The sequence below is a fragment of the Ectopseudomonas toyotomiensis genome, assembly GCF_017167985.1.
Lineage (GTDB): Bacteria > Pseudomonadota > Gammaproteobacteria > Pseudomonadales > Pseudomonadaceae > Aquipseudomonas > Aquipseudomonas toyotomiensis.
In genome coordinates this window covers 3633939-3651743 of the sequence record NZ_CP070505.1, presented here as the reverse complement: position 1 = coordinate 3651743, position 17805 = coordinate 3633939, and the positions used below count along the sequence as shown (strand labels likewise).

17 protein-coding genes are annotated in these 17805 nt (G+C 63.9%); 12 read left to right on the top strand and 5 right to left on the bottom strand.

Translation table 11 applies throughout. The annotated features are described in order from the left end of the window. Window positions 1-89: 89 nt before the first annotated feature. From minD to lpcA, 11 genes are all read left to right on the top strand, one after another. The gene (gene minD, locus JWV26_RS16740; protein WP_021488304.1) at window positions 90-905 is read left to right on the top strand and encodes a septum site-determining protein MinD; all 816 of its coding nucleotides are present in this window, start codon (window positions 90-92) and stop codon (window positions 903-905) included. Beyond that, window positions 902-1156 (top strand): cell division topological specificity factor MinE, encoded by a 255-nt coding sequence (gene minE, locus JWV26_RS16735; RefSeq protein WP_003241592.1) that lies wholly within the window; start codon window positions 902-904, stop codon window positions 1154-1156. Before minD ends, minE begins: the two co-directional genes overlap by 4 nt. A 142-nt stretch (window positions 1157-1298) precedes the next feature. Then, a complete protein-coding gene (locus JWV26_RS16730; protein WP_017677995.1) occupies window positions 1299-1934 on the top strand; it encodes an RluA family pseudouridine synthase in 636 nt (211 codons plus the stop codon). 303 nt (window positions 1935-2237) lie between these two features. Beyond that, window positions 2238-2942 (top strand): ABC transporter ATP-binding protein, encoded by a 705-nt coding sequence (locus tag JWV26_RS16725; RefSeq protein WP_072423737.1) that lies wholly within the window; start codon window positions 2238-2240, stop codon window positions 2940-2942. Continuing rightward, window positions 2939-4153, top strand: coding sequence for an ABC transporter permease (locus tag JWV26_RS16720; RefSeq protein WP_239692289.1), 1215 nt, complete (start codon window positions 2939-2941; stop codon window positions 4151-4153). The genes JWV26_RS16725 and JWV26_RS16720 overlap by 4 nt, the downstream gene beginning before the upstream one ends. Then, a complete protein-coding gene (locus JWV26_RS16715) occupies window positions 4146-5630 on the top strand; it encodes a TolC family protein (RefSeq protein WP_072422823.1) in 1485 nt (494 codons plus the stop codon). Before JWV26_RS16720 ends, JWV26_RS16715 begins: the two co-directional genes overlap by 8 nt. Beyond that, a complete protein-coding gene (locus JWV26_RS16710; protein ID WP_074913275.1) occupies window positions 5620-6885 on the top strand; it encodes an HlyD family secretion protein in 1266 nt (421 codons plus the stop codon). Before JWV26_RS16715 ends, JWV26_RS16710 begins: the two co-directional genes overlap by 11 nt. 577 nt (window positions 6886-7462) lie before the next feature. Then, window positions 7463-7981 carry an alkane oxidation protein activator PraB gene (praB, locus tag JWV26_RS16705; protein WP_072422825.1) on the top strand — a complete coding sequence of 173 codons (519 nt, stop codon included), beginning with the start codon at window positions 7463-7465 and terminating at the stop codon, window positions 7979-7981. Between the two features lie 99 nt (window positions 7982-8080). Continuing rightward, a complete protein-coding gene (locus JWV26_RS16700) occupies window positions 8081-9556 on the top strand; it encodes an outer membrane protein transport protein (protein WP_206417371.1) in 1476 nt (491 codons plus the stop codon). Between the two features lie 186 nt (window positions 9557-9742). Then, entirely contained in the window at window positions 9743-11032 is a 1290-nt protein-coding gene (locus JWV26_RS16695; RefSeq protein WP_017678002.1) for a M18 family aminopeptidase, read from the top strand. Window positions 11033-11044: 12 nt separating this feature from the next. Continuing rightward, window positions 11045-11632, top strand: coding sequence for a D-sedoheptulose 7-phosphate isomerase (gene lpcA, locus JWV26_RS16690; RefSeq protein WP_079784380.1), 588 nt, complete (start codon window positions 11045-11047; stop codon window positions 11630-11632). A gap of 18 nt (window positions 11633-11650) precedes the next feature. Here the strand turns inward: lpcA and JWV26_RS16685 are convergent, their stop codons facing one another. The 5 genes from JWV26_RS16685 to JWV26_RS16665 all read right to left on the bottom strand — a co-directional run bounded on the left by JWV26_RS16685 (window position 11651) and on the right by JWV26_RS16665 (window position 16828). Continuing rightward, on the bottom strand, window positions 11651-12070 hold the full coding sequence (locus tag JWV26_RS16685) for a group I truncated hemoglobin (RefSeq protein ID WP_206417370.1): 420 nt from the start codon (window positions 12068-12070) through the stop codon (window positions 11651-11653). 2 nt (window positions 12071-12072) lie between these two features. Next, window positions 12073-12924, bottom strand: coding sequence for a DUF3034 family protein (locus JWV26_RS16680; RefSeq protein ID WP_206417369.1), 852 nt, complete (start codon window positions 12922-12924; stop codon window positions 12073-12075). Between the two features lie 3 nt (window positions 12925-12927). Next, the gene (locus JWV26_RS16675) at window positions 12928-15267 is read right to left on the bottom strand and encodes a putative bifunctional diguanylate cyclase/phosphodiesterase (RefSeq protein ID WP_206417368.1); all 2340 of its coding nucleotides are present in this window, start codon (window positions 15265-15267) and stop codon (window positions 12928-12930) included. Beyond that, window positions 15254-15940, bottom strand: coding sequence for a methylamine utilization protein (locus JWV26_RS16670; RefSeq protein ID WP_162843925.1), 687 nt, complete (start codon window positions 15938-15940; stop codon window positions 15254-15256). The genes JWV26_RS16675 and JWV26_RS16670 overlap by 14 nt, the downstream gene beginning before the upstream one ends. A 138-nt stretch (window positions 15941-16078) precedes the next feature. Beyond that, window positions 16079-16828, bottom strand: a complete 750-nt coding sequence (locus JWV26_RS16665; protein ID WP_004423396.1) for a helix-turn-helix transcriptional regulator — start codon at window positions 16826-16828, stop codon at window positions 16079-16081. Window positions 16829-17073: 245 nt separating this feature from the next. On the opposite strand from JWV26_RS16665, the gene JWV26_RS16660 reads away from it, so the two are divergent. After that, complete coding sequence (locus tag JWV26_RS16660) at window positions 17074-17778, top strand: hypothetical protein (protein WP_072422833.1); 705 nt, start codon at window positions 17074-17076, stop codon at window positions 17776-17778. Window positions 17779-17805 lie beyond the last annotated feature (27 nt).

Genomic DNA, 17805 nt, shown 5'->3' with positions numbered 1-17805 from the left:
GCCACTTTTTACGGACACAAAAAGGGCATCTGGAAGCCTTTAAAGGCCCCAGATTCCCGCGTTATCTTCATTTTTTGGGGTGAATCACCTTGGCCAAGATCCTCGTAGTCACTTCCGGCAAAGGTGGCGTCGGTAAAACCACCACCAGCGCTGCCATCGGTACCGGCCTCGCCCTGCGCGGGCACAAGACCGTCATCGTCGACTTCGACGTCGGCCTGCGTAACCTCGACCTGATCATGGGCTGCGAACGCCGCGTGGTGTACGATTTCGTCAACGTCGTCAACGGCGAAGCAACCCTGACCCAGGCCCTGATCAAGGACAAGCGCCTCGAGAACCTCTACGTGCTGGCCGCCAGCCAGACCCGTGACAAGGACGCGCTGACCCAGGAAGGCGTCGAGAAGGTCATCACCGAGCTGTCGCAGAATTTCGAATACGTGGTCTGCGACTCGCCAGCCGGTATCGAGAAAGGTGCTCACCTGGCGATGTATTTCGCCGACGAAGCCATTGTCGTGACCAACCCGGAAGTGTCCTCGGTACGTGACTCCGACCGCATGCTCGGCCTGCTGGCGAGCAAATCGCGCCGCGCCGAGAAAGGTGAAGAGCCGATCAAGGAACACCTGCTGCTCACCCGTTACAATCCCGAGCGCGTCACCAAGGGCGAGATGCTTGGCGTCGAAGACGTCGAGGAAATCCTCGCCATTCGCCTGCTCGGCGTGATCCCCGAATCCCAGGCCGTGCTCAAGGCATCCAACCAGGGCATCCCGGTCATCCTCGATGACCAGAGCGATGCCGGCCAGGCTTACAGCGACGCAGTTGATCGCCTGCTCGGCAAGGACGTGGCGCACCGCTTCCTGGATGTGAAGAAGCAGGGCTTCCTGCAGCGCCTGTTTGGAGGTCGAGAATGAATATTTTTGACTTCTTGCGTTCGCGCAAGAAGGAAACCACCGCATCCATCGCCAAAGAGCGCCTGCAGATCATCGTTGCCCACGAACGTGGTCAGCGTAGCCAGCCGGACTACCTGCCTGCCCTGCAGCAGGAGCTGGTGGAAGTGATCCGCAAGTACGTCAACATCGAATCGGACCAGGTCCAGGTCGCCCTGGAAAACCAGGGCAGTTGCTCGATTCTGGAGTTGAACATCACTCTACCGGACCGTTAATCGAGACCGGTTGCGCTCACGGCGGCTTCGGCCGCCGTGTTCGTTTGTAGCAACACGCACCTGTAGGAGCGGATTCATCCGCGAAGCTTCTACAGGCCAACAGCATCGCGGATAAATCCGCTCCTACACCAGCCCACACACCATGCCGCTAAGCCAGATCGAAATTCTCCACCAGGACGCCGCCCTGCTGGTGATCAACAAGCCCACCCTGCTGCTGTCGGTGCCCGGCCGCGCCGATGACAACAAGGATTGCCTGGTCACCCGCCTGCAGGAAAACGGCTACCCGGAAGCGCGCATCGTGCATCGGCTGGACTGGGAAACCTCCGGCATCATCGTCCTGGCTCGCGATGCCGACAGCCACCGCGAGCTGTCCCGGCAGTTCCACGACCGTGAAACCGAGAAGGCCTACACCGCCCTGTGCTGGGGCCAGCCACAGGCCGACAGCGGCAGCATCGACCTGCCGCTGCGCTACGACCCGCCGACCAAACCACGTCATGTGGTCGATCACGAACTGGGCAAACATGCTCTGACCCACTGGCGCGTCATCGAGCGCTGCGGCGACTGGTGCCGGGTCGAGCTCACGCCCATCACCGGACGCTCGCACCAGTTGCGCGTGCATATGCTGTCCATCGGTCATCCGCTGCTGGGCGACCGCCTCTACGCCCACGAACAAGCCCTGGCCGCCCATGAGCGCCTGTGCCTGCACGCCAGCATGCTCGCCCTCACCCACCCGCAAACCGGCGAGCGCATGCGTTTCGAGTGCCCCGCGCCGTTCTGATCCTGCGCCTGCGCCGAGGCAGCCCGATGCCCTCATCCATCTCCTGTTTCGGCACGCTCAGCGCTCGACATGGAAGGTGTGAGCATCGGTAACACTGCCTGAGCGAACCAGAAAAAAGTTGGCTTTACAGACAAGTCAGCGCTGCCAATCCTGCTATCGGACATGCTCCTGTTGCGATCGTTTGCAGGAGGGCGACCGCCCTTTGATTTCCCGGAACAGAGCCTTATGGCATCGGCTCCGGGAAGTGCCTGACAAGGCGATGCTCAGTGGTTCATCGACATGGACGCAGGCAGTGGCATCGGGATGCTCGAAAACAATAACGAAGAACAGCTCATCCAGTTGCAGCGCATTGGCAAGCACTACCGGCTGGCCGACACGGCACTGCCCGTCCTGCAGGACGTGAATCTGCTGATCGAACGTGGGGACAGCTGCGCCCTCATCGGCCGTTCCGGCTCGGGCAAGAGCACCCTGCTCAACGTCCTGGGCCTGCTCGACCGCCCCGACACGGGCAGCTACCACCTCAATGGCATCGACGTCGCCCAGGCCAGCGCGGACGACCTGGCCGCGCTACGCAACCGCCTGATCGGCTTCGTCTTCCAGAGCTTCAACTTGCTGCCTCGGCTCAGTGCGCTGGATAACGTCGCCCTGCCCCTCACCTATCGCGGTATTGCCCCGAAGCTGGCCCGCGAGCAGGCACATGCCATGCTCGAGCAGGTCGGCCTGGCAGAACGCAGCAAGCACCGCCCGGCCAGCCTTTCCGGCGGTCAGCGCCAGCGCGTCGCCATAGCCCGGGCCCTGATCGGCGATCCCGCGCTGATCCTTGCCGATGAGCCGACCGGCAATCTGGATGCTGCCACGGCCCAGGACATCATGAAGCTGCTGATCGAGCTCAACCTGCGCCAGGGCGTCACCCTGGTCGTGGTCACCCATGACCCCGGCATCGCCAGCCGTCTGGGGCGTCAGATAGAAGTGCGTCAAGGGCGCCTGCACGAGTCGAGCGGCCAATGATCGCCGTCATGCCGGAAACTGGCGGCCCGACCGTCAGCCAGATCCTGGGCGAAGCCATCGGCAGCCTGCGCACCCTGGGCAGGCGCGCCTTGCTGGCCCTGCTGGGCATCGTCATGGGCAGTTGTTCGGTGGTCGCCCTGCTCAATATCGGCGGCAATGCCGCAACGCAATCGCTGGCGATCTTTCGCAACCTGGGCAGCGATATCCTGATCCTGCAGCTACCGCCCCTGACGACGGGGCATGACGGCCTGCCGCTGCGGCTGGATGCAGATTCGCTGCGCCAGGACATGCCCGCCATCGCCAACCTTGCGCCGGTGATGAGCTACGGCGCGCCGGCGATCTTCAATGGCCAGCAGAGCAATGCCAATATCATCGGCACCATCCCCGAACTGTTCACCGCCGCTGCTCTGTCCGTGGAGGCTGGCCGGGCGCTGTCGGGCTTCGATCGCCGGGAAACCTATGCCGTGATCGGTGCCTCGCTGGCACAGGCGCTGAGCCAACCCAACGCACCGCTCAAGCTGGGCGACCGAGTGCGCCTGCATGCCTATCAGTTCCAGATCGTCGGCATACTCAAGCAGGAGGCGCCCGGCCTGCTGCTGCCGTTCAATGCCAACGAAACCCTGTTCATTCCGCTCGAAGGCATGCCACGCCTCGATCCCAATGCGCGGCTCAGCCATGTAGTGGCCCGCGCCAACAGCGCCGAGCAGGTGCCACTGGCCGGTGAACAACTGGTCGGAGCCGTGACGCGACGTATCGCCGGCGATGTCCAGCCGAACCTGGTCTATGCGCAGCAGGTACTGGCAGGCATGCAGCAGCAAAGCCAAACCTTCACCTACCTGCTCGCCGCCCTTGGCCTGGTTTCCCTGTTGGGCGGCGGCGTGGGCGTGATGAACGTGATGCTCATGAACGTCAACGAACGCCGCCGGGAGATCGGCATACGCCTGGCGTTGGGCGCACGCAGACGCGACATCCGCAACCTGTTCCTGGTCGAAGCGGTGGCCTTGACCAGCGTCGGCGCGCTGTTCGGTGCAGCCCTGGGGGTGGCCGGCGGCTGGGGTTACGCCCAGCTCTCGGGCTGGGCCTTCTCGCTGGAGCCCGGGGCACTGCCTCTGGGGCTCGGCAGCACCGTGCTGGTTGGTCTGTTCTTCGGCCTGCATCCGGCCATGACCGCTTCACGCCTGCAACCTGTGGAAGCCTTGCGCGATGAATGAACGGCTGCTCCTCGCCGTACTCCTGGCCATGGCCTGCGCTCCTGCGCAGGCCTGGCGTGAGGAGCCGCTGACCCCTTCGGCGCCCAGCATGCCTGCCGCGCCAAACCCGATTCTGCTCAGCGAGCAAATGACAGATCTGTCCCTGCTCGATGCGGTCTTTCTCGGGCTGCGCAACAACCGCTCGATCAAGAGCGCCTATCTGTGGCGGGTCGCCGACAAGTTCGACCTGCGGGTAGCAGAGGACGTTTTCAGCCCTAAGCTGTATCTGTCCAGCTACTACCGGGCTTCTCGCAGCAGTGAGGACCGTGAGCGCCGTGGCGAATTCGGCGCGACCAGCACACTGCTGAGCGAGTACGGCACCCTGTTCAGCCTCGGCTGGAGCAACAATCACAGCGAAGCCAACGAGGCTGGCTGGCGCCGCAACGACGGAGTCGACTTCAGCATCATCCAGCCGCTGTTGCGCGGCGCCGGGCGAGAGGTCACCACCGCGCCCCGGCAACTCGCCCGCCTCACCGAGCAGGCCAATCGCCTCGGCCTCAAAGCCAACATTTCGCAGACAGTCTCAACAATCATCTATGCCTACCGCGACCTGCTGCGGGCTCAAGAGCAACTGCGCATCGCCAAGACGGCACTGCAACGTTCCCGGGAGTTGCTGGAGGTCAACCGGGCCATGATCCAGGCCGGGCGCATGGCCGAATTCGATGCCGTACAGACCGAAGCCAGCCTGGCTACCCAGGAGCTGAGCGTGGAAGAAGCTGCCAATCAGGTGGATACCAGCCGCCTCGATCTGTTGCGCCTGCTCGCCCTGGATCTCTCCTCGCCGGTGCGGGCGACCGATTCCCTGCAGGCCGAAGCGATAGCGATCGACCCGAGCCTGGCCATACGTCTGGCCGAACAACAGCAACCCGATTATCTGCGCCAGTTGATCCAGCGCCAACAGGCGGACATCAACCTGCTGCTGGCCAAGAACCAGAGCCAGTGGGACCTCTCCGTCGAGCTCGGTGCCAACCAAGCCCGCGATCGCTATGGTTCATCCAATGACAGCGGCGGGGAGAGACGCTGGGACAGCTATGCCGGGCTGCGCCTGGACATTCCCATCGGCGACCTGAGCCGACGCCAGGGCGAAGTGCATGCCCGGATCAACGTCGAGGATCAGCAACTGCAACTGGAAGAAAGCCGGCAGACGCTGATACGCAACGTCAAGGATGTGGTGCGTGACCTCGGCACCCGCTGGCGGCAATACGAGATCGCCCAACGCGGCGTGGAGCTGTCCCAGCGCAAACTGTCGATCGAACGGGACAAGCTGGCCGCCGGGCGCTCCAGCAACTTTCAGGTGCTCAGCTTCGAGAGCGATCTGCAGAACGCCGAGAACGCCCGTCTCAACGCGCTGATCGCCTACCTCAACGCACAGACGCAGTTGGATCTGACCCTGGGCATGACGCTGGAAAGCTGGGAGATCATCATCAATGACCATTGAATCGACGCGCCGGCGCAGGCTACGCCTGGCAATCGCCGCACTCGCCCTGCTGCTCGGCGTAACCGCGCCACTGCTCCTGCAGACCCGCCCGGACGCCAGCGTCGAGCCAGCCTCCGGACACTGGCAGGCCGTGCAACCCAGTGTCCTGGAACATCGCATCGGCCTGGTCGGGCGCATCGAGCCAGAGCGCACACTCACCATCAGCGCGCCCTTCAACGGCAATGTCGCCAGCCTCTTAGTCGAGCCGGGGCAACGCGTCGTCAAAGGCGAACGCTTGCTCGAAATGAACGCCAGCGAACTGGAGACACAGGTACGCGAAGCCCTCTCGACCCTGCTCAAGGCACGGCGCAACGTGCGTGAACTGCAGGACTGGGAAAACGGCCAGGAAGTCAGCCGCGCCCGGCGCGCGTTGCGCAGCGTGCAGATGAGCCTGGACGGCAACGAGCAGAAACTCAAGGAAACCCAGGCTCTGCACGAAAAGGGCATCGTGCCACGCAACGAGCTGGAAGACCTGCAAAGGCAGACCCAGCTCCAGCGCCTCGACCTGCGTGCGGCGCAAGCCGAACTGGAAAGCGCGCTCCAGCGAGGTCAAGGCGAATACCGACAGATCGCCGAAATGGAGCTGACCAATGCCGAGGTCAAATATCAGGCACTCAAGCAGCAACTGGCGTCGCGCGAGGTACTGGCGCCGTTTTCCGGCATCGTCGTGCAAGCGCCCGGCATCAGCGCCGAGGAGGTGGCCAGAGGCCCCATACAGGCCGGCAGCCGGGTCAGCCAGGGGCAACCCTTGCTCGGCCTCGCCAGCATCGAGGGGCTGAAAGTCATCGCGCGGGTCGCCGAACTGGACGTCAATCAGCTTCAGGAAGGCCAGCCGGTGGAGGTTACCGGCGACGGCTTCGAGGGGCAGCAGTTGCACGGCAGCCTGAAGGTGGTTGGCGGGCAGGCGCTCACCAGCACCTCCAGCGGCAGTGCGCAGTTCGAGGTGGTGGTGGTCATCCCCGCGCTGGATGAGGCCCAGATGCATAGGGTCAGGCTCGGCATGAGCGCCAAGCTGAGCATCCTCACCTATCACAATCCCGCAGCGCTCGTGGTGCCCAGCGCCGCCATGCGTCGCGCTGGGGGCAAGTGGCTACTCGACTACCGCAGCACACCCCAGCATCCCGTCAGCGTGGTCGAAATCGAGGCCGGTCGTTCGATGCCTGAGGGGCTGGAAGTCTTCGGACTCGAGCCCGGTTACGTACGAGTCCCCAACTGATCCCACCGCCCCATCCATTGGTATGGATCGGCGACAGGCGGTGTGTAGCTTCTTCCCGGTTACTCGCAGTTGATCGATCGGTCAGCAGTCCTACCCATCCTTGGCTGGGGTTTTCTTTCGCCACGGAAGATTACCTTAGAGGCAGACAACGAGCCCGCCGATTGCACCGCACGGTCTGCATATCGCTCAACTCGAACGGTCCTGCCAACACATAACGGGGAGCTTGAACCAGATGGAACTGCTCGCTAGGCAACTCTTTATTCGCTCCTGTTTTCTATCTGGGCGCAATCACATCACGCCTAGGCATGTTGCGGCCTCCCACTCTATTTCTTCAGCCATTACACCCGGCAAGAAATAAGGACGTTTCACCACGATTCGGCGAACTTTTGCTTCGCCTGCAAAACAGTCAACTGCATGCACATGGCGACACCTGCATGAAGTTAGCTGTATCCCGAGCGCCTGCCTGAAAAACACTCGGGACTGTTCGGGAAGTTCGGGCTGGAAGAGATAGGTCAGTGTTTTGTTGTGCATCTCGTAACAGCCATACATACAACAACAATCTGTTAGTGAGGAAACAATGAAAAACCATAAACTGTTTGCCGCCATGGGTGCCCTGGTGATCGGCCTGGGTGTATCGAGCATGGCCTCAGCTGCCACCATTACCGGCTCCACCTTTACCGCGACCGGAACCATTGGCGTTTCCGGGCCTTCGTCCTTCGGCGCCACGGTGAACTGCAACGTCGTCTTCAATGGCAGCGTGGATGCTGGCGGTGCCAGCGCCAGCATCACCGGCGTAACCGTCAGCGGCAGTTCGCTGTGCACACAGGCGAAAATCACCGGTCTGCCCTGGACGCTGACCCCCACCACCAGTTCCGACGGTGGCAATACCTGGGCCGGCACCGTTTCCGGCGTGGGTTTCACCATTGCCGGGGCTCCTCCCTTTATTCCGGCTTCCAACTGCGCAGGCCCGACCACCATCAACGCGCAATGGATCAACTCCAGCAACAACCTGAGCATCACGTCCGCACAGTCCCTGGCGGGTGGCTGCACCGTACGCTCGCTGAGCGTCACGGCGCCGGGCATTTCGGTCAACTGATCCAATCGACCGACAAGAAGTAATAACTCGCACGCTTGTTAAGAAATTCCACAAGCGTGCGAGTTATCGAATAAAAGTTCTCCCTACAAGAGATCAGCCATGCAAAACAATAACAAAGCAGTATCTGCCAGAACCTATCGAACACTCTGCATTGCCACACTGACCGGTTCGATTCTTATCACTTCACAAGCCCATGCCGGCGCATTCGGCGTACCAACTTACGGCACCCCTGGCTGGGGTCGTGCATTTGCTGGCGGTTCGATGTGGAAGAACGACCCCAGCGCCGCGTTCAATAACCCAGCGGCCATGGCCTTTATTGATCAGAATATTGCCCAGGTATCCGTGCACCACGCACGTGTCAGCTTGAAGTTCAAAGGTAATGTTTACGACTATCAAGGCGACTTGCGCGCGAATCGGGATTTTGAGCGCGATGCGGATGGCAACCCAACAGGCGGCATTATCGATAATGGCGCCGTTACCAATGACGGCGGCCAAGGCGGCTTCGCTGCAGTGCTGCCCACCAGCTTCCTGGTCATGCCGATCAACGATCGGCTGAGCTTCGGCCTGAGCCAGGTAGTGCCTATGGGGGCCAGAACGACCTGGGATCGCGACTGGAAAGGTCAGGACTTCGCTGTCGATACCAAGATCGAAACGGTTGGTCTGACCGGCTCGCTGTCGTTCAAGGTCAACGATACCTTCGCGATTGGTGGTGGCGTCATCGTTCAGAACACCAAAGGCTTCATCAGTCAGAACATCGATCTTCTGGCCGCTGCTGGCACACCCACGTCAGAGCTGAATATAGGCCTTCCCTCGGGTCTCAGCGATGCCCTGATCCGTGTCAAGGTGGACAATACCTCCTTTGGCTGGTTTACCGGCATCGCCTGGAAACCCACCGATCGCGACACTCTGGGCCTCAATTACCATGCCCGCATTCGTAACAAGCTCGAGGGCAAGTACAACTTCTATGCGGATGAGTTCTCCCGGTTCCTGATGGACGACCCGTTCTTTGGAAGCGACCAGACAGCCGTCGAGCAGGCCTTTCCCGGCCTGAGCCTGAATTCAAATGGCGCCAATGCAAAGTCCCGCCTGGATGTACCTGCCAGCGCTACACTCGACTGGGTGCATGAGTTCAATGACCGTCTCTCACTGGGTGCCAGCGTCACCTGGACCCAGTGGTCATCATTCAAGAATCTCACCCTGAAATCCAACGGCAACACCCTGGTGGCAATCCCCTACAACTACAGGGATAGCTGGATGTACTCGATTGGCGGCGATTACCGCGCTACCGATCAGCTAATTCTGCGTGCAGGCGTGGCCCTGGATCAGACGCCAACGCGCAACTCCACCCGTGATGCTCGCATCCCCGATGGCGACCGCACCTTCGTCTCTCTCGGTGGCAGCTACCGCTTCGCCACCGAACCCAATCTGAGCCTCGACGTGGCCTACTCCCGCCAGTTCGTCGACAAGGCGCGCCTGCGCACCGTCAACCAGGATCGCCTGGGCGGCGCACGCGCGGATGGCGAAGTGAGCGCCAGGGGAGATGTGTTCAGCCTATCAGCCACCTACAAATTCTGATTTGCAGCTTACGGATACCGGCGGTTCGGGGCTCTGTCGGTATCCGTTTTTTGTTCCGGGGGCCCCATCACCTGATGCGGCCGTTCCTCACGCAATATTGCGGTTCTCTATCCGGGCCATGCACGCGCCGCTCTGCCAAGAACAGGCAAAACGGTTACACTGCGCCATCGCTGCCCGGAGTGATACATGCGCGAAGAACTGATTCAAGGCCTGCTCGATTTCCTCAACGCCTCGCCGACCCCTTTCCATGCCACCACCAGCCTGGCCATGCGCCTGGAAGCCGCCGGTTATCGTCACCTCGACGAGCGCGCAACCTGGCACACTGAAGCTGGCGGCCGCTATTACGTGACCCGCAACGACTCCTCGATCATCGCCTTCAAGCTTGGCAAGCGCCCGGCCGTGGACGGCGGTATTCGCCTGGTCGGCGCGCATACCGACAGCCCATGCCTGCGCGTCAAGCCAAACCCGGAGCTGCAGCGCCAGGGCTTCTTCCAGCTCGGCGTGGAAGTCTACGGCGGCGCCCTGCTCGCCCCCTGGTTCGACCGCGACCTGTCGCTGGCCGGCCGCGTAACCTACCGCCGCGACGGCAAGGTCGAAAGCCAGCTGATCGACTTCTATCAGCCCATCGCCGTGATTCCCAGCCTGGCCATTCACCTCAACCGTGAGGCCAACCAGGGCTGGGCGATCAACCCGCAGAACGAGCTGCCGCCGATCCTGGCCCAGCTCGCCAGCAGCGAAACCGCCGATTTCCGCGCCCTGCTCGCCGAACAGCTGGCCATGGAGCACGACTTCAACCCGGACGCGGTGCTGGATTACGAGCTGAGCTTCTACGACACCCAGAGCGCCGCCATCGTCGGCCTCAACCAGGACTTCATCGCCAGTGCACGCCTGGATAACCTGCTGTCGTGCTACGCCGGCCTACAGGCGCTGATCGACGCAGACGACGAGGAAACCTGCGTGCTGGTCTGCACCGACCACGAAGAAGTCGGCTCCTGCTCGGCCTGCGGCGCCGACGGCCCCTTCCTCGAGCAGGTACTGCGCCGCGTGCTGCCAGACGGTGACGCCTTCGTGCGCACCATCCAGCGTTCGCTGCTGGTATCGGCCGACAATGCCCACGGCGTGCACCCGAACTACGCCGACAAGCACGATGGCAACCACGGTCCCAAGCTCAACGCCGGCCCGGTGATCAAGATCAACAGCAACCAGCGCTACGCCACCAACAGCGAGACTGCCGGCTTCTTCCGCCACCTCTGCCTGGAGAACGAAGTGCCGGTGCAGAGCTTCGTGGTGCGCAGCGACATGGCCTGCGGCTCCACCATCGGCCCGATCACCGCCAGCCAGCTCGGCGTGCGCACGGTCGATATCGGCCTGCCCACCTTTGCCATGCACTCGATCCGCGAACTGGCCGGCAGCCACGACCTGGAGCACCTGGTGAAAGTGCTGACGGCCTTCTATTCCAGCCCTGAACTCCCTTGAGGTTCTGACGCGATGATCGAACACATCCGCAACAGCCTGCAGGAGGCCCAGCGCGCGCTGGAGGCCTTCCTCGCCAACGAACAGACCCTGGGCAACATCCAGAAGGCCGCCGAGCTGCTGGTCGAGAGCTTCGAGAACAAGGGCAAGGCCTTTTCCTGCGGCAATGGCGGCTCGATGTGCGACGCCATGCACTTCGCCGAGGAGCTGACCGGGCGCTACCGCAAGAACCGTCCCGGCATCGCCGCCGTGTCGATCAGCGACCCAAGCCACATCAGCTGCGTGGCCAACGACTTCGGCTACGACTTCATCTTCTCGCGCTATATCGAATCCCATGGCCGCGAAGGTGACGTACTGATCGCCATCAGCACCAGCGGCAAGAGCCCAAACGTGGTCAAGGCTGCCGAAGCCGCCAAGACGCTGGGTGTGAAGGTGATCGCCTTGACCGGCAAACCCGGCTCGCTGCTGGAAAGCCTGGCCGACGTGTGCATCTGCGCCCCGGGCGGCGACTTCGCCGACCGCGTGCAGGAACTGCACATCAAGACCCTGCACATTCTGATCGAGCTGATCGAGCGCAAGCTCAGCCCGCAGAATTACGCCTGAACCCGGGCGCCCCGCTCGCTAGCGGTCGATCACCTGCCCGCGCATCGGCGCCAGGCGCGCCAGCAGGCGGTTCTGCGCTGGCGTCGGCACGCCCTCGGCCTCCATGGCGTCCTGCAGGTGCTCGACCAGGGCGTTGAAGTCGCTGGGGGTCAGGCGCAGGCCCTTGTGGCTCTCCTCCATGCTGTCGCCGGTGTAGACGCAGGGGCCACCGCTCTCGAAGCACAGCTGCTCGATCAGCTTCTCGCGCAGACGCTCGATGTCGATGTCGAGAAAATGCCGGGCGATGCGCGGATCGCGCGCGGAGCCCAGCAGCATGCTTTCGACGATCCGCACGATACCGGGCTCCTCGCCCAGGGCGCGGTACAGGCCATCGTCACGCGGCGCCTGCTGGGCGCAGGCCGCCAGCAGCAGCGGCAGGCAGAGCATGGCCAGGCGCATGTTCAGAAACTCCCCTGCACGGACAGGTATACACCGTCCTGGTTGTCCAGCGTGGCGATCTCGCCGAGCCGCGCGTAGGCCAGCACCACAGCCAGGTTCTTGCTCGGGAAGTAGCCGACGAACAGATCGGCCCAGTCGCTCTCGCCGGCAAAGCTCAGGTTGTCGGGTTTTTCCCGATACTCGATACCCACTGCCCAGTGCCGATCCAGCAGCACCGCCACCGAGCCTTCCTTGAGCCAGGAATGGCGGTCGCGACGGTCGCCGCCGAAGCCCAGCAGGCCCAGTTCGTTGGCCCGGCTGTAGCGCAGGTTGGCGTTGAGCAGCAGGTTATAGCCGAATGCGCCGCCGAGAATCAGCCGGCTGGCCGCCAGGTAGCCGTCGCTGTCCTCGCGGCGCTGCGCGCCGACCAGGCTGGGCACCAGGAAGTCGCGCTGACGCTTGTGCTGCAGGCCGAGAGAAATCTGCGGCAGACGGTCGTAGATCAGGTCGCCGGCCAGGCGCAGCTTGAGGCCGACCACGTCCTGGCTGAGGCTGTTGTCCGGCAGGCGCAGATCACGCGCCAGGGTGCCGAGGTCGAAGCGCTGGCGCGCGTAGGACAGCTCGATGCGGTTACCGTAAGCCGCCGCCACGCCGGCCACGTCGAGGCGGTAGTCGCCGGTCTCGACGCGGGTGACGAACACGTCCGCGCCCCATTCGCCGCGCTCTCCGTAACCGGCCAATACCGCCCAGGGCATGATCCCGCCGCCGGCGGCGCCCTCCAGGCTGGTGGCACCGCCGGTGACCAGCAGGCGGCCTTCGCCGGCAACTGCCAACTCGCCGCACAGGCACAGGCCCAACAGATAAGTGAGTCGCATGCTTCAGTGCACCTTGGCCAGAGGAGAGCGATACGGTTGCGCCAGCCAGGCCTCGAAAGCCTCGGCGGCCAGCGGTCGACTGATCAGATAGCCCTGTGCGGTATCGCAGTGCCAACGTTGCAAAAGATCCAGGCCGGACGCCAGTTCGACGCCCTCGGCCACCACCTTCAGGCCCAGGCTGTGGCTCATTTCGATGGTGGAACGAACGATCACCGAGTCCTCACTGTGATCGTCCAGCTCACGGATGAAACTCTGGTCGATCTTCAACTCCTGCACCGGCATGCGCTTGAGCTGCGCGAGCGAGGAATAGCCGGTGCCGAAATCGTCCACCGACAGGCCGATGCCGTAGCCGCGCAAGCCGTGCAGTACCTGCAACGCGCGCTCGGGGTCGAGCATCACTCCGCTCTCGGTGATTTCGAAGATCAATTGCTCCGGCGCCACCCGGTAGCGTGCCAGCAGTGCGCCAACGCGCCCCGGCAGCTCGGCGTCAAGCAGGTCTGTGGTAGAGATGTTCAGTGACAGCTGTACCCAGACGCCGCGCCCGTCCCATTCCTGCAGCTGGCGCATGGCCTCCTCGATGACCCAGGCAGAGAGTAGCTGGATGCTGCCGGTGCGCTCGGCCAGCGGAATGAATTCACCGGGCGATACCATGCCCAGCTGCGGATGCTGCCAGCGCAGCAGCGCCTCGGCCTGGCGCACGAGGCCCTCGCGGATATCCAGCTTGGGCTGGTAGTGCAGCAGCAATTGGCCCTGCGCGGCGGCGTGGCGCAGATCGCGGATCAGGCGGACCTGCCGCTGCTGGGCGGCGTCGCGGCCCTGCTGGTAGAGCTGCAGGCGACCGGGTTGCTGGGCGGCGTCCTGCATGGCGATGCGCGCACGGCGCAGCAGATCGTCCGGCGTGTCACCGTCGGCCGGGTAGGCGGCGATGCCGATACGGCAGTCCAGGGCGACGTCCATGGTGCCGATGCGCAGCGGCTTGAGCAACAGCTGGTGCAGGCGGTCGGCGCTGGCCACCGCGCTGTCGCCATCGCACTGTTCCAGCAGCAGGAGGAACTCGTCGCCCAGCAGGCGCGCCAAGCTGTCGCCGGGGCGCAGGGTCGCTTGCAGGCGCCGGGCCAGCTGCTGCAGGGCCAGGTCGCCGCCGCCCTGGCCGCAGCTCTCGTTGATCGCGGCGAAGTTGCCCATACCCAGGTACAGCAGCGCGGTGGGTCGCCCGGCGGTGATCGCGCTGCCCAGCCGCTCCAGGGCCAGGGTGCGGTTGGGCAGACCGGTCAGCACATCGTGCAGGGCGTTGTGCGCCAGCTGCCGCTCGCGCTCGGCGATGCCGCGCTGCATGTCATTGACCGCCAGCGCCAGCAGGCCAAGCTCGTCGCTGCGGGCCAGGGCCACCGGCTGTTGATAGTCGCCACGGCCGATGCGCTGGGCGGCAGCGGCCAGATCGCGCACCGGCCGCGACACGCTGCGTGCCAGCAACAGCGCGCCGACCAGCGAGGCGAGCATGGCCCCCAGGCTGATCAGCAGGATGCGCCGATCCAGCTGTGCGAACGCCGCCTCGGTTTCGCCGAGGGACTTGTGCAGCAGCGCCTCGACGCGATAGCCGGGGCCGCTGGCCAGTTGCAGATGCTGGCCGAAGTAATGCTCGCTGCCGCCGTCGAGACGCTGCGGCATCGCGCCGGCGGCCTTCATCTGCGCTTCCAACAGGGCCTGGGCGCTGGCCGGCAGAGTACTGATCCAGGTCGGCGCCGCACCGTCGCGACTGGCCACCAGGCTCAGCTCCAGGTGGGTCAGCTCACGCAGTTGCAGGGCGAATTCGCGGTCCACGGCAAAGCCCATCAGCACTCGGGCGATCGGCAGCGGTGCGCTCACTGTGGCATCCACCAGCAGATATATCTGCCTGCTGATGGGCAGCAGGAACAGCCGCGCCCCGTCGCGTTGTGGCAGCTGCAGCTGGCCGTCGAGACGGGCCAGCGCCTCGGCGTCGATGTCCGGGTCGGTGCTCACCTGCAGGCTGCCGTCCAGCCCCAGCAGGAACACCGCGTCGGCGTTGATGCGCGCGCCCTGGTTGGCCAGTGCCGAGCGGATGGTCGGCGCATCGCCGCTGGCCACCGCCTCCTTGAAGCCGAAATCGGCCGCCAGTACCTGGGCGGCCTGCTGCAGCTGGTCGCTGCGCAGCGCCAGCAGTTGCTCGAAGACGAGGCTGCCGACGTTCAGCTGCTCCTGCGCCTGGGCGCGCACTGCGGCATCGGTGGCGGCCTTCACCGCGACATAGAGGGCGCCGATCACCACCAGCAACAGCAGGATGAGGACGCCGCTGATGCGCGCCTGGAAGCTACTGCGCAGCATCTTCGGCGGCCTTCCTGAAAGCCTCGCCGAACGTGCTCGGCGCCGGCGGCGCGGGCGGCTCGGCAGGGCCGCTGCTGGCCAGGGTGAACCGCTGGCTCAGCGTCTGCGCCTGCACCTGCAGCTCGCCGGCGGACTGCGGCAACAATTGCGGATTACCCGGGTGCCAGAGGGTCACGGCGTAGCGACCGGCCGGCAGCCCGGCGATGGTCGCGCGACCGTTCTCGTCGCTGACGGCGAACCAGGGATCGTCGGTGACATAGATATAGCCAAGCATCCAGTCGTGGATATTGCAGCCCAGCACCACCAGCCCGGGCTTGTCGAACAGCACCGGCTCGCTCGGCGTACCCTGGTACAGGCGCAGCTCGAAACGCTTGGCCGGCGAAAAGGAGTAGACCTGATGGCGGATATCGTCGCTGTTGGGGAAGGACACCAGGGTGCCGGTACGAACCGCCAGCACATGGGGCTGGAACTGCTTGTCGCGCTGATCCATGAGCGCCGACGTTGGAGCCTGGGATCCGTCCAGCGGGCCGTTCAGGCTGATCACCGCATCGGCCAGCGGTTGGCCGGCGGTGTCTAGCAGATCGGCATGCAGCGCAGCGGCATGCGCCGGGCCGGGCAGGACCAGGGCGGAGAACAGAACGAGGGGGAGCAGGCGGGAATTGCGACCACTCATGCGCGAGCCTTGGCCCGAGCCGGCGGCCGGGGCGTCCACAGGATTACATGCCATCTTGGCAACCGAGTTTGGCGTACGGAATTAACAGCCTAGCTGGCCGGCGGCGAACCGGCCAGCAGCAATTGGCCAGCAGCGGCGCTATGCAGCGCGCAGACGTTTCGGGGTCAGGCCCATATAGCGGCGCATGGCTGTGGTCAACGCACTCTGGCTGGAGAAACCACATTCCTCGGCGATACGCACCAGCGGCAGGTTGCTCTCGCGCAGCATGCGCGCGGCGCGGTCGAGGCGGGTCTGGAGCAGGTACTGGTGTGGCGTGAGGCCGACGCTGTCCTTGAACTGGGCGTGGAAGTGGCTGGGGCTAAGGCACATCTCGTGCGCTAGCTCGGCGACGCTGATACGCCGTGCCAGGTGCTCGCCGATGTAATCATCCAGGCGCTGCAGATCCAGTGCCCCCTGCGGCTGCCGGCGCTGCTCGCCAAACAGACGCAGGTGCAGAGCACGGAGCAATACGCCGCCGAGAGAACGCGCGAGGATGGAGTCGCTGCCGTAGCGCTCCAGCTCTGCGCCGGCATAGCTCAGCAGGTGCTGGAAATCGACATCAAGGGCGGGATAACGCGGTGTTTCGAACAGACGGTGGAGCAGCTCCAGGTCTTCGCTGGGGGTGTCCTGTTCGTCCAGATCGAGAATCAGCATGCGGTTGTCGCCCATGCCGGCGAACTGGTGGGCGGCATCGCCCGGGACCAGGCAGGCGCGCATACGGCAGACTTCCCCACCGCGGCCGCCGACCTCGAATTCGGCGCGGCCGACCAGGGACATCACCAACTGGTGATGATCATGGGCATGTTCATGGGCCTGTTCATCCAGGCGGATCACACGGGCTTGCAGCATCGCAAAAGACTGGCAGCACGAAACAAGGGTTGCACTTTACTCCTTTCCAAGGAAAAACGCCGCAACCACCTATCAGCGAAATGGTTGCACCTATAGCAACCAACGCACCAATTCGCAGCTCTGGACAGCTTCAGGCCCTATTACCGTGCACCCGATCAATCCCGCTGAACCGCATTACACAACCTCCGACGAATGGCAGGAGAGTTGCTTCGCTACTCTCGACCGCCCCTGACAAGCGAACCCCGATGAGCGATGCCGCCCTCATTTTTCTGACCCTGCTGGTCGCGCTGCTCACATTGAGCTACTGGCTCACCCACCGCGCGGAGAATCGCCAGTTGAAAGCCAGCAAACAGGCGGACACCGAGATCGTGCAGCGCTGCCTCGACCTGCTTCAGGCTCTGCAGAAACATCGTGGGCTGGGCGCACAGCAGGACGCCGCGAGCGTCGCGCAGCGCAATACGCAGGCGCAGCAGCTGGATCAGCTGTGGCTGAATTGGCCCGGCGCCAGCATGCAGCTCCCTCCGCTGCAGCAACACTGGCCGCAGTTGCGCCGCAAACCCGCTGACTTCGATGCCCACTGCCGACTGATCGAAACACTGCTAACGGTGATCGAACAACTCGAAGATCGCCTCTATCGTCAACATCACCCCAGAATTCGCGGGCTCGGCGAGGCCTGCCGCTCGCTAGAAGACCTGGCCAGGCTGCGCGGCCTGGCGGTACGCGCGGCCAATTACGAGCGCTGCCCGCCTGGGCTGCAGATGCAACTGCGCTTTCTCTGCAACCGCATGCTCGATCAGGAGCAGGACTCGCATCTGCTCGCGCTGATCGAGCGCCTGCAGAGTGACCTGATCGAGTCGGCACAGATTCGCCTGGCGCCCGGTGAGTGCTTCGCACTGCTCACCCCACTGATCGAGCAGCGCCTGCAAGGCATTCGCCTGAGCCTCGACTGAAACGTTGAAAAAATCCTGCACTCGCCC

Excerpts from the sequence above, each read along its gene's own strand:
- minE (WP_003241592.1), top strand. The coding sequence starts at position 902 with ATGAATATTTTTGACTTCTTGCGTTCGCGCAAGAAGGAAACCACCGCA.
- JWV26_RS16730 (WP_017677995.1), top strand. The coding sequence starts at position 1,299 with ATGCCGCTAAGCCAGATCGAAATTCTCCACCAGGACGCCGCCCTGCTG.
- JWV26_RS16725 (WP_072423737.1), top strand. The coding sequence starts at position 2,238 with ATGCTCGAAAACAATAACGAAGAACAGCTCATCCAGTTGCAGCGCATT.
- JWV26_RS16720 (WP_239692289.1), top strand. The coding sequence starts at position 2,939 with ATGATCGCCGTCATGCCGGAAACTGGCGGCCCGACCGTCAGCCAGATC.
- JWV26_RS16715 (WP_072422823.1), top strand. The coding sequence starts at position 4,146 with ATGAATGAACGGCTGCTCCTCGCCGTACTCCTGGCCATGGCCTGCGCT.
- JWV26_RS16710 (WP_074913275.1), top strand. The coding sequence starts at position 5,620 with ATGACCATTGAATCGACGCGCCGGCGCAGGCTACGCCTGGCAATCGCC.
- praB (WP_072422825.1), top strand. The coding sequence starts at position 7,463 with ATGAAAAACCATAAACTGTTTGCCGCCATGGGTGCCCTGGTGATCGGC.
- JWV26_RS16700 (WP_206417371.1), top strand. The coding sequence starts at position 8,081 with ATGCAAAACAATAACAAAGCAGTATCTGCCAGAACCTATCGAACACTC.
- JWV26_RS16695 (WP_017678002.1), top strand. The coding sequence starts at position 9,743 with ATGCGCGAAGAACTGATTCAAGGCCTGCTCGATTTCCTCAACGCCTCG.
- lpcA (WP_079784380.1), top strand. The coding sequence starts at position 11,045 with ATGATCGAACACATCCGCAACAGCCTGCAGGAGGCCCAGCGCGCGCTG.
- JWV26_RS16685 (WP_206417370.1), bottom strand. The coding sequence starts at position 12,070 with ATGCGCCTGGCCATGCTCTGCCTGCCGCTGCTGCTGGCGGCCTGCGCC.
- JWV26_RS16680 (WP_206417369.1), bottom strand. The coding sequence starts at position 12,924 with ATGCGACTCACTTATCTGTTGGGCCTGTGCCTGTGCGGCGAGTTGGCA.
- JWV26_RS16675 (WP_206417368.1), bottom strand. The coding sequence starts at position 15,267 with ATGCTGCGCAGTAGCTTCCAGGCGCGCATCAGCGGCGTCCTCATCCTG.
- JWV26_RS16670 (WP_162843925.1), bottom strand. The coding sequence starts at position 15,940 with ATGAGTGGTCGCAATTCCCGCCTGCTCCCCCTCGTTCTGTTCTCCGCC.
- JWV26_RS16665 (WP_004423396.1), bottom strand. The coding sequence starts at position 16,828 with ATGCTGCAAGCCCGTGTGATCCGCCTGGATGAACAGGCCCATGAACAT.
- JWV26_RS16660 (WP_072422833.1), top strand. The coding sequence starts at position 17,074 with ATGAGCGATGCCGCCCTCATTTTTCTGACCCTGCTGGTCGCGCTGCTC.